The following is an 11,473-nucleotide window of genomic DNA, read 5'->3' as shown; positions in this document are numbered from 1 at the left end:
CCGCTTACAGGACTCGAACCTGTGACCCCCGCATTACGAATGCGATGCTCTACCAGCTGAGCTAAAGCGGCCCGTCGCCGCATGGTGTTGCGGGGCGAGGCGGGGCGCTTACCAGCTTGGTTGGGGGCTGACAAGCCGATCCGATGCGCCTGCCTTCACCCAGCCGTCCGCCGGCTTTCATCCTGCCTTTACCCCGCGTTTACCATCAACCGTGCACAAGCGTCGCACGAGGGCATGTCGCCCGTTGAGGTTGAGGGATTCGACGCATGGATACGGCGCGCGATTTCGATGAGGAGCGGATCGCCCTCGATGACGCGGAAGACGAGATGACCGTCTCGGACGAGGTGTTCGATCTCGGGGGCGACGAACGCCGCATGCATGTCCGCGCGTACAATCACTGGGTGTCGCTGCTGAAGTCGCGCGCCTATCCGAACATCGAGGATCTCGATCCCGCCCGCATCGCCGATTTCGGGCCGCACAGCGTGTTGCTCGATTTCACCCGCGGGATCGAGGATCCGACGATCGCGTATCTCGGCCGTACCCTGCGCGAGGAGTGCGCGCTGGAAAGCTCGATTACCCGGGTCGTCGACGTGCCGAGCCGTTCGCTGCTGTCGCGGCTGACCGATCATTATCTGCAGATCATCGCCAATCGCGCCCCGATCGGGTTCGAGGCCGAATTCGTCGGCACCCGCGGCCGGACCACGCTCTATCGCGGCATCCTGATGCCCTATTCGTCGGACGGCGGCGAGATCGATTTTATCTACGGCGTGATCAACTGGAAGGAAGTCGCCGATGCCGACACACAGGCGACGCTGACCGCCGAGCTCGATGCCGCGGTGCGCATGGTCGGCAGGCCGACGGCCCCGACTTCCTCCGACGTGACGATCTGGGCCGATGGCCCCAGCGCCGACCATGCCGAGATCGTGGAGGCTGCACCCGCCGGCACTCTGCAAGACCAGCTCGCCACTGCCCGCGAGAGCGCCGCGGCGGTTCGCGCGGCCGACACCCGCGGTCGCGCCGCGCTGTACCGGGCGCTCGGCCGTGCGCATGATTTCGCGCTGGCAGCGGATGCCGATGCCGCGGGCTATGCCGCGCTGCTCGAAGCAGCCGCGATCAAGACCCAGCCACGCGCGCCGCTGACCCCGGTGATCAAGCTCGTCTTCGGCGCCGATTACGACAAGACTCGGATTGCCGAATATGCCGCGGTGCTCGCCGCCGCACGCCGGGCGGCGGTGCCCGCGGGCGACCTCGCCGACTTCCTCGACAATGCGGAAGGCGGGATCAAGGCGATCGTTGCCGCCGAACGCGCCGCACGCCGCCCCGCCCCCTCCCTGCCTGCTGATCTCTATGCTCGCGCCGCCGCCGAACTCCGCGCGCTGCCGGTGCTGGGCACGCTCGCGATCGACGCGGTCGAGGACGAGTTCGTCGTGCTGCTGGCTCGCGCCGGTGTCGACGGCACGGTCGATGTCATCAAGCGGGTTGAGGGCAAATCGCTGGTCGACGGTATCATCCGCCGCGCTGCCTGACGCACACGCAGCTAGAACTTATGTTGCGTGTGCGAGAAACTATCGGAAATCGCGCGCGGCCTTGAGATAGGTCGTCGGCAGGCGCATACGCCCTCTTATGGCTGTCACCACGTCGCATGAACCGTCGGAAGCGCTCGCCGCACGATTGACCCGCGGAGCCCTGCCGGGCGAGCTCAAGAATTTCGGTCCGGCAGAAATCGCCGAGGCGGCGCGGTTCGTTACTGCTGCCGCGCAGACCCGCCGCGCCGGCACGCCCGCGATCGCGCTCGAACCGATCTCCAGCGACGATGTCCGCCGCCGGATGCGGCTTGCGATCGTCAATGACGACATGCCCTTCCTGGTCGATTCGATCGCCGCCGCCATCGGCGCGCACGACATCGACATCGAACGCGTTATCCACCCGGTGGTTCGCGCCAGTCGCTCGGGCGAGGGCGAGCTGCAGGAGATCGGCGGCGCCGGCTCGCCCGAATCGATGATCTATATCGAGATGGAACGGGTCGACGCGCGCGAACGCCGCGACCTGGTTGACGATCTCGGCGGGGTGCTCGCGGACGTGCGCGCCGCGGTCGCAGATTGGCCGCGGCTGCAACGCGCGATGGCGCGCGACGAGGCCGCGCTGCCGCAGGGCGAAGGCGCGGCGCTGCTGCAATGGTTCCTCGACGGGCAGTTCACCTTGCTCGGCCACCAGGATTGGCATGTCGAGGGCGCAGCGGGCGAAGCGCTCGGCATCGCGCGGAACGACCACCGCGTGCCGATCCTCGCCGAAGCATCGCGCGCGCTGGCGATCGATTGGTTCGAACGCGGCGGCGAAGCGCCGTTGCTGATGAAATCGAGCCTGATCTCCACCGTCCACCGCGCGGTGCCGCTCGACCTTGTGGTCGTGCCGCTGATGGACGCGGGCAAGGTCACCGGCCTGTCGATCCATTCGGGGCTGTGGACCAGCGCCGCGCTCGCCACCCGCCCGCGCGACATCCCCGTGCTGCGCGCGCGGCTGGCGGAACTGGAGGCGAAGGTCGGCTTCGATCCCAAGGGCCATGCCGGCAAGGCGCTGACCCATGCGCTGACCGCGCTGCCGCACGACATCGTCATCGGCTTCTCGCCCGCCCAGCTCGAAGATCTCGCGCTCACCGCGATGTCGCTCGCCGATCGGCCGCGCCCGGCGCTGGTGCTGGTGCAGTCCGCGCTCGGCCGGCATCTGTTCGCCTTCGCCTGGCTGCCGCGCGACGAGCTGACCACCGCGCGTCGCGTCGCGATCGCGGACATGCTGGCGGAGGCCGCCAACGGATCGATCATCAACTGGACGATCGCGCTGGAGGACGGCACCGTCGCGCTGCTGCGCTACACCATCGACCTGCGCGGTGCCGGTCGGATGCCCGACGTCGCGCCGCTTGCCGACCGGCTCGAGAAGATGGTCCGCGGCTGGGTGCCCGATGTCGAGGCGGCGCTGGCGGAGTCGCTGACGACGCAGCGCGCGGCGCGGCTCGCGCTGCGCTGGGCGGCGACCTTCCCGCAAAACTATCGCAACGTCAGCTCGCCGTTCGAAGCCGCCGCCGACATCATCCGCATCGCTGGGCTGGACACGCCCGATAGCCGATCGGTGCGGCTGTTCCCCGCGGTGCCGGGCGAGGACCGCCGGCTCAAGATCTACAAACTCGGCCCGCTTGCACTGTCGGATGCGGTGCCGGTGCTGGAAAATTTCGGCTTCCGGGTGATCGGCGAACTGCCGACGCGGCTGCGCGACGAGACCAACGCCTTCGTCCATGATTTCGTCGTCGAGGTCGCCGCGACCGCGGGCGGCGGCGATGTCGCGGTGCTCGAAGGCGCGATCGCCGCGGTGCTGGAAGGCCGCGCCGAGAACGACGCGTTCAACCAGTTGATCGTCGAGACCGGCATGGCGCCCGCGTCGGTCGTGCTGTTCCGCGCGTGGTTCCGCTACCTTCGCCAAGCCGGCCTGCCCTATGGCCTCAACACTGTGGTCGACGCGATCCGCCGCGCCCCGGCGCTGGGCGCCGCGCTGATCGAGCGTTTCGCCGCTGCGCATGATCCCGCGGGCGATCGCGATGTCGCCGCGGCCGATGCGGCGATCGAACAGGGCCTCGACGCGGTGTCCGCGATCGACGACGACCGCATCCTGCGCGCCTATCGCAACCTGATCGCGGCGACGCTGCGCACCAACGCCTTCGCGCCCGGCGCCGAGGAAGCGCTCGCGTTCAAGCTCGACAGCCACCTCATCCCCGGCCTGCCCGCGCCGGTGCCGTGGCGCGAGATCTGGGTCTATTCGCCGCGGGTCGAGGGCATCCACCTGCGCGCCGGCCCGGTCGCGCGCGGCGGGCTGCGCTGGTCCGACCGCCGCGACGATTTCCGCACCGAGATCCTCGGGCTGATGAAGGCGCAGCGCGTCAAGAATGCCGTCATCGTGCCGACCGGCGCCAAGGGCGGCTTCTACCCCAAGCAGCTGCCCGCCGCAGGAAACCGCGACGCCTGGCTGGCTGAGGGCACCGAAAGCTACCGCATCTTCATCCGATCTTTGCTGTCGATCACCGACAACATCGTCGACGGCCGCGTCGTGCATCCCGCCGGTGTGACCATCCTAGACGGCGAGGATCCCTATTTCGTCGTCGCCGCCGACAAGGGGACCGCGACCTTCAGCGACGTCGCCAACGCGCTCGCGCTCGAACGCGACTTCTGGCTCGGCGACGCCTTCGCCAGCGGCGGCAGCGTCGGCTATGATCACAAGGCGATGGGCATCACCGCCAAGGGCGCCTGGATCTCGGTCCAGCGCCACTTCGCCGAACGCGGCGTCGACGTGCAGTCCGACCCGATCACCGTGGTCGGCTGCGGCGACATGTCGGGCGACGTGTTCGGTAACGGCATGCTGTTGTCGAAGACGATCCGCCTCGTCGCGGCGTTCGATCACCGCCACATCTTCATCGATCCCGATCCCGACATGGCCGCGAGCTGGTCGGAACGCGCCCGGATGTTCGCGCTGCCGCGGTCGAGCTGGGCGGATTACGATCCGTCGCTGATCTCGCCGGGGGGCGGCGTGTTCGCGCGCACCGACAAGACCATCGCGCTCTCGCCACAGGCGCAGGCGATCCTCGGCGTCACCGCGACCGAGATGGACCCGACCGCGCTGATCTCGGCGATCCTGAAGAGCCCCGCGGACCTCCTCTGGTTCGGCGGCATCGGCACCTATGTGAAGGCCGCGGCGGAGAACAACGTCCAGGTCGGCGATCCCGCCAACGATCGGCTCCGCATCGATGCCGAAGAACTGCGCGTCACTGCCATCGGCGAAGGCGCCAATCTCGGCGTCACCCAGGCGGCACGGATCGCGTTTTCGGCCGCGGGCGGCCGGATCAACACCGACTTCATCGACAATTCGGCAGGCGTCGATTGTTCGGACAACGAGGTCAACATCAAGATCGCGCTCAACCGCGAGATGATCGAAGGCCGTCTCGATTACGACGCGCGCAACGCGCTGCTCGCGAGCATGACCGACGACGTCGCGCATCTGGTGCTCGAGGACAATCGCCTGCAGACGCTGGCCCTGTCGATCGCCGAGGCCGACGGCGCCGCCGCGATCCCCAGCTATGTACAGCTGATCGAGATCTTCGAGACCGCCGGCCGGCTCGATCGCGCGGTCGAGGGTCTGGGCCCGAACGAGGAACTGCTGCGCCGCGGCCAGGACGGCGGCGGACTGACCCGCCCCGAACTCGCGGTGCTGCTCGCGACCGCGAAACTCGCGCTCCAGGAGGCGATCGAGCATAGCGACCTCGCCACCGCGCCCGAGCTCGCCAGCGATCTCCACGCCGCCTTCCCCGCGGCGATGCGAGAGCGGTTTGCCGACGCGATCGACGCGCATCGGCTACGGCCGCAAATCGTCGCCACCAAACTCGCCAACCGCGTCGTCAACCGCATGGGCGTGCTCTATCCGTTCGAAGTCGCGGAGGAGGAAGGCTCGGCGATGGCCGATGTCGCGGCGATGTTCGTGGTGTGCGAACGCCTGTTCGGCCTCGACGCGCTGTGGCGAGAGATCGAGACCGCAGCGATGCCAGAGGCGGCACGCATCGCGCTGTTCGACGAGGTCGCGGTCGCCACCCGTTCGCAGATCGCGGACCTGTTGCGGATCAATCGGCCGGGCACCACCCCCGGCCCGGTCATCGCGCAACTGGGCGCCGGCATCGCCACGCTCGACGCGCAGACCAAGGCGCTGCTGCTCGAAGAGGCGAGCGCGCAGAGCGCCCGCATCGCCGCGCAGCTAGAGGCGATCGGCGCGCCCGCCGCCCTGGCGGCAAAGGTCGTGCGGCTGTTCGAGATGGACGGCGCGGTCGGCCTCGCCGATCTCGGCCAGCGGCTCGGGCTCGACGAACTCGCGCTGACCCGCGCCTTCACGCATCTCGGCCAGGCGCTCGGGCTCGACTGGGCGCAGGCGACCGCGGCGCGGATCGTGTCGAGCGATCCATGGGAACGCCTGCTGCTCGCGAACCTGTCGCGCGATTTCCAGCAGGTACGCCTCGAATATCTGGCGAAGGCCGCAGGGACCGACCCGCAAGGCGCGGTGGCCGCATGGCTCACCGCCAATGCGCCGCGCGTGACCCAGTTCAAGGCGGTGATCGACCGCGCCCGGCACTCCACCGCGCCGAATGCGGCGATGCTCGCGCAGATCGCGGGTCAGGCGCGGGTGCTGTTGGGGCGGTAGCGTCGCTTTCGGGCGTTAACCCGCGTAGGCGGAACTGCCGCGGACCACGTTCCTGTTCTCCCGCGAAGGCGGGAGTCCAGGGTATCGCAAGACGCGAGTGGTTGTCTTGCTAGACCCTGGGTCCCCGCCTGCGCGGGGACACGGGTGCGCATGTAGCGGGCGATCCGGACCTTGAGCAGGTTCCCAGACCGAACGCAGCGCTCACCCTAGATCACAGCACGAAGCGACTAAGGTCCGTGTTCCGCGCAATTTCCTTCAACTGCCCGTCGACATAGGCAGCATCGACCACGACCGGCTCCTTGCGGTCGTCGGCGTCGAAGCTGACTTCCTCCAGCAGCTTTTCCATCACCGTCTGCAAGCGCCGCGCGCCGATATTCTCGACCTGCCCGTTCACCTCCGCGGCGATCCGCGCGATCGCGGCGATGCCGTCGTCGGTGAACGACACGTCGACGCCCTCGGTCGCGATCAGCGCCTTGTACTGGAGCGGCAGCGACGCCTTGGTGTCCGACAGGATCGACACGAAATCGGCCTCGGTCAGCGCCTTCAGCTCGACACGGATCGGCAGTCGGCCCTGTAGCTCGGGCAGCAGATCCGACGGCTTGGCGACGTGGAACGCGCCGCTGGCGATGAACAGGATATGGTCGGTCTTCATCGGCCCGTATTTGGTCGACACCGTGGTGCCTTCGATCAGCGGCAGCAGGTCGCGCTGCACGCCTTCCCGGCTGACCGAGCCGCCGCGCACGTCGCTGACCGCGATCTTGTCGATTTCGTCGAGGAAGACGATGCCGTTGGCTTCCGCGTCGGCGAGCGCGACCCGGCTGACCTCGTCCTGGTCGAGCCGCTTGTCGGCCTCCTCCTCGACCAGCTTGTCCCACGCCGCGCGGACGCCGAGCTTGCGGCGCTTCAGTTGCTGCCCGCCGCCGAACGACTTCATCATCTCGCCGAGATTGATCATCTGCGGCGCGCCACCTGGGATGTCGAATGGCATCTGCGGCGCCTGTTCGACCTCGATCTCGACCTCCGCGGCATCGAGATGCCCGTCGGCGAAGCGCTGGCGGAAGCTCTCGCGGGTCGCCTGGCTCGATCCCTTGCCGGTCAGCGCATCGAGCAGCCGCTCCATCGCGGCCTCCTCGGCCTTGTCCTTCACCGCGACGCGGCGGCGTTCCTTCTCGAGCCGGATCGCTTCCTCGACGAGATCGCGCGCGATCTGTTCGACGTCGCGGCCGACATAGCCGACCTCGGTGAACTTGGTCGCCTCGACCTTCACGAACGGCGCGTCGGCGAGCTTCGCCAACCGGCGGCTGATCTCGGTTTTGCCGCAGCCGGTCGGCCCGATCATTAGAATGTTCTTTGGCGTGACCTCGTCGCGCAGGTCGGCCGACAGCTGCTGCCGCCGCCAGCGATTGCGCATCGCGACCGCGACCGCGCGCTTGGCGTCCTGCTGCCCGATGATGTGCGCGTCGAGCGCAGCGACGATGGCCTTGGGGGTAAGTGCGTCGTTCATGTTCTTCCACTTGCTCCCCTCCCGTGCGCGGGAGGGGTTGGGGGAGGGCTTGTCAGATGAGGGGGGTGGCTCTTGGAACAGGCCCTCCCCAACCCCTCCCGCAGGCGGGAGGGGGGAATATCTCAGCTCGTGCTGTCCATGCTCTCCACGGTCAGCCGGTCGTTGGTGTAGACGCACAGCTCGGCCGCGATCGCCATCGCCTTGCGGCACAGCTTTTCCGCGTCGCCCTCATATTCCACCAGGGCGCGCGCGGCGGCGAGGGCGTAGTTACCGCCGGAACCTATCGCCGCGACCCCCGCCTCGGGTTCGAGCACGTCGCCGTTGCCGGTGAGGATCAGCGTGATGTCCTTGTCGGCAACGATCATCATCGCCTCGAGATTGCGGAGATACTTGTCGGTCCGCCAGTCCTTCGCCAGCTCGACCGCGGCACGCAGCAACTGCCCCTGATGCTGTTCGAGCTTGCGTTCGAGCCGCTCGAACAGCGTGAAGGCATCCGCGGTCGCGCCCGCGAACCCGCCGATCACCGATCCGTCGCCGAGGCGGCGGACCTTGCGTGCGTTGGGCTTCATCACGGTCTGGCCCATCGAGACCTGGCCGTCGCCGACCAAGACGACCTTGCCGCCGCGCCGTACCGAAAGAATGGTGGTGCCGTGCCAGACCGGCATGGCGTGTGGATCGTTCCCGCTCATGGAAGGCGATGTAGGTAGCGTAGGGCGCGCGTGCAAAGGGGTGGCCGAACGCCACCGCATCGCACGGCCCACCGCGCTTGACGCCGCCCCATCTCACGCCGATGCTGCGCATCATGACGATACCAGATCCGGCCGCGTTCTTTCGCGAGATGCTGGGCGAGTGGGAGAAGATGGCCAACAGCGTTGGCGGGCAGGTGCTGAAGTCGGACCAATGGTCGCAGACGATGCACGGCGCGAACGCCGCGACCATGAATACCCAGGCGGCCATGAAGCAGATGATGGAGCGCGGGCTCGCCGCAGCAAACATGCCGAGCCGCGGCGAGATCGAGGATCTGTCCGCACGGATCGGGCGCATCGAAGCGTCGCTGCTGCGGATCGAGGCGCTTCTCACCGACGGCGCGTTACCCGCACCCACTGCCAAGCCCAAGCCGACGCGCGGCCGTAAGCCCCCGGCGCCCGCCGCCTGATGGCCACCGCGCCCGATCTTCTCACCGCCGCCAGGGGCGAGTTCGATCGCGCGATGCAGCGCAACCTGAAGGGGCTGTCCTACTTCACCACCAGCGGTCCGACGCTCGGTGCCAGCGTGAAGGACGTGCTGATCGAGCGCGGGACGATGCGCCTCTATCATTATCGCCCGCGCGTCGACGACGTCTACCGGGTCCCGATCCTGCTGGTGATGGCGACCACCAATCGCGGCTACATCTTCGATATGGTGCCGGGGCAGAGCCTGGTCGAATATCTGCTGGAGGCGGGGTTCGACGTCTTCATGCTCGACTGGGAGGCACCGCGCGCGGACGAGAAGCGGCTGGGCCTCGACGATTACGTCCTCGATTTCCTGCCGACCGCGCTGGCGCGGGTCGCGCGCGAGACCGGCGAGCGCGACGTCAGCGTGATCGGCTATTGCTTCGGCGGCGTGCTGTCGCTGCTATGGGCGGCGCTGCATCCGGACCATGGGCTCGCCAATCTCGTCACCTTCACCACTCCGGTCGACTTCTCGAAGATGGACATGTTCCAGGCCTGGGCCGATCCGCGCTTCTTCGATGTCGACCGGCTCGTCGACACGTTCGGCAACTGTCCCGGCGATTATCTGTACACCGCGTTCGACCTGCTGAAGCCCGGCAGCCGCGCCGCCGGTCAGGTCCGCCTCGTCGACAATCTCCACGACGACGAATTCGTGAAGTCGTTCCGGATGTTCGATCGCTGGGCGGCGGACATCCTGCCGCTCGCGGGTGAGTATTTCCGCCAGACCACGCGCCAGCTGCTGTGGGAGAACCGCCTGCTGGACGGCACGATGACGATCGGCGACCGCCCGATCGACCTCGCGCGGATCACCGCCCCGTTCCTGCACGTCGCCGCGCAGCACGACCATATCGTCCCGACCGCCTCCTCGGCGCCGCTGCTGGGGATGATCGGGTCGACCGACAAGGAAGAGGTGGTGCTGAAGGGCGGCCATGTCAGCCTGGTGGCCGGGGGCAACGCGATCCGGCGGTTATGGCCGCGGCTCGTCCAATGGCTGGCAACGAGGTCGACATGAGCCATACTATCCGCCGCTTCCAGCCCGCCGATCGCGACGCGATGCTCGCCTTCACCGCGACGCTCGCCGAACATGATCTGCTGTTCCTCGGTCGCGACCTGCGCCACCCGCGCGTGGTCGCGGCGTGGCAGGATGCGATCGAGGAAGGCTGGATCGACAGCCTCGTCGCCGAGGACGACGGCGCGATCGTCGCCACCGCGGCACTGGTGCGCGATCCGCTCGGCTGGAGCGCGCATGTTGGCGAGGTGCGGCTGCTGGTGTCGGGCGGGCGCCGCGGTGCCGGGCTAGGGCGCGACCTGCTCGAGGCGATCTTTGCGATTGCCGCCGACCGTAAGCTCGACAAGCTGACCGCGCAGATGACCACCGACCAGAACGGATCGATCGCGCTGTTCGAAAGCCTGGGCTTCCGCGCCGAGGCGATGCTGAAGGATCAGGTCCGCGGGCGCGACGGCGTTTCGCACGATCTGGCGATCCTCGCCTATGACGCGGCGAGGGTCGCGGCCAGGAGCGAAGCCTTCGGCCTATTATGAACTTTTCAAGACGCTTGCGCATTCATGCTGCACTGCAAATAAGGAATGGCCGAATGGCGACCGCCGCCCCGAAACTATCCGATCGATACGACACCGTGCGTGCACCGTCCGCGCTCCTCGCGCTGACCGAGCTGCCGCGCGCGCTCGTCGAACTCGGGTCGCTGCCGTTCGCCGCACCGATGCTGGCCGCGGCGCCGCGGGGCGACGGGCATCCGGTGCTGGTCCTGCCGGGCTTCATCGCCAGCGACACCTCGACCGGCGTGCTTCGCCGCTACCTCAAGCGCCTCGGCTATGACGCGCATGCGTGGGAACTCGGCCGCAATCTGGGCCCCAAGGCGATCGGACACGAGGGCGAAAAGCTGATCGCGCGCCTTCACGCGATCCACGACCTTACCGGCCAGAAGGTCAGCGTGATCGGCTGGAGCCTCGGCGGCATCATGGCGCGCCTGGTCGCCCGCCGTGCCCCCGACGCGGTGCGCCAGGTCATCACCCTAGGCTCGCCCTTCGCGGGCAGCCCGCGCGCGACCAACGTGTGGCGCGCGTACGAATATCTCACCGGCCAGAAGATCGACGACGACCACACCCGCAACCAGCTCTCCGAAGTCGCAGTTCCGCCCCCCGTACCCTCCACCGCGATCTACACCCGCGAGGACGGCGTCGTCGCTTGGCAGAACTGCATGGAATCCTCGGGGCCGGAAACCGACAATATCGAGGTGCACGGCAGCCATTGCGGGCTCGGCGTCAATCCGGCGGTGCTCTACGCGGTAGCCGACCGCCTCTCGCAGCCGCAGGACGACTGGCACCCGTTCCAGCGCACCGGACTGAAGGGCCTGGTCTACCCGTCCGCCGGGCACGCGTAAGAGGACGGCGCATTGGACGCCCATCCACACATCCGTCGTCCCCGCGCAGGCGGGGATCCATACTGGCAGACCTCGGGCATTAAGCCGCGAAGCTAGCCAGTCTGGATCCCCGCCTGCGCGGGGATGACGGT

Annotated in this window: 8 protein-coding genes; 6 read left to right on the top strand and 2 right to left on the bottom strand. The window is 68.1% G+C overall.

Annotated features, from left to right (window positions below; translation table 11 throughout):
• Positions 1-266: 266 nt before the first annotated feature.
• Both ACFE77_RS11395 and ACFE77_RS11390 read left to right on the top strand, forming a co-directional pair.
• A complete protein-coding gene (locus ACFE77_RS11395; RefSeq protein WP_375421760.1) occupies positions 267-1,526 on the top strand; it encodes a hypothetical protein in 1,260 nt (419 codons plus the stop codon).
• Between the two features lie 97 nt (positions 1,527-1,623).
• Positions 1,624-6,225, top strand: coding sequence for an NAD-glutamate dehydrogenase (locus ACFE77_RS11390; RefSeq protein WP_375421759.1), 4,602 nt, complete (start codon positions 1,624-1,626; stop codon positions 6,223-6,225).
• Between the two features lie 211 nt (positions 6,226-6,436).
• Here ACFE77_RS11390 and hslU read toward each other — a convergent pair whose 3' ends face one another.
• The gene (gene hslU / locus ACFE77_RS11385; protein ID WP_375421758.1) at positions 6,437-7,729 is read right to left on the bottom strand and encodes an ATP-dependent protease ATPase subunit HslU; all 1,293 of its coding nucleotides are present in this window, start codon (positions 7,727-7,729) and stop codon (positions 6,437-6,439) included.
• 122 nt (positions 7,730-7,851) lie between these two features.
• Positions 7,852-8,394 carry an ATP-dependent protease subunit HslV gene (gene hslV / locus ACFE77_RS11380; protein ID WP_375421757.1) on the bottom strand — a complete coding sequence of 181 codons (543 nt, stop codon included), beginning with the start codon at positions 8,392-8,394 and terminating at the stop codon, positions 7,852-7,854.
• Positions 8,395-8,531: 137 nt separating this feature from the next.
• On the opposite strand from hslV, the gene ACFE77_RS11375 reads away from it, so the two are divergent.
• From ACFE77_RS11375 to ACFE77_RS11360, 4 genes are read left to right on the top strand one after another with little or no spacing between them, the layout of a single operon-like run.
• On the top strand, positions 8,532-8,885 hold the full coding sequence (locus ACFE77_RS11375; protein WP_375421756.1) for a poly(R)-hydroxyalkanoic acid synthase subunit PhaE: 354 nt from the start codon (positions 8,532-8,534) through the stop codon (positions 8,883-8,885).
• A complete protein-coding gene (locus ACFE77_RS11370; protein WP_375421755.1) occupies positions 8,885-9,952 on the top strand; it encodes an alpha/beta fold hydrolase in 1,068 nt (355 codons plus the stop codon). The genes ACFE77_RS11375 and ACFE77_RS11370 overlap by 1 nt, the downstream gene beginning before the upstream one ends.
• Complete coding sequence (locus tag ACFE77_RS11365; RefSeq protein WP_375421754.1) at positions 9,949-10,482, top strand: GNAT family N-acetyltransferase; 534 nt, start codon at positions 9,949-9,951, stop codon at positions 10,480-10,482. Before ACFE77_RS11370 ends, ACFE77_RS11365 begins: the two co-directional genes overlap by 4 nt.
• Positions 10,483-10,535: 53 nt before the next feature.
• A complete protein-coding gene (locus ACFE77_RS11360) occupies positions 10,536-11,342 on the top strand; it encodes an esterase/lipase family protein (protein WP_375421753.1) in 807 nt (268 codons plus the stop codon).
• Positions 11,343-11,473 lie beyond the last annotated feature (131 nt).

This window comes from uncultured Sphingomonas sp. (genome assembly GCF_964243315.1).
In the GTDB taxonomy this organism is placed as follows: Bacteria; Pseudomonadota; Alphaproteobacteria; order Sphingomonadales; family Sphingomonadaceae; genus Sphingomonas.
Note: the sequence above shows the minus strand (reverse complement) of the source record. Positions and strands in the feature narration are given on the sequence as shown.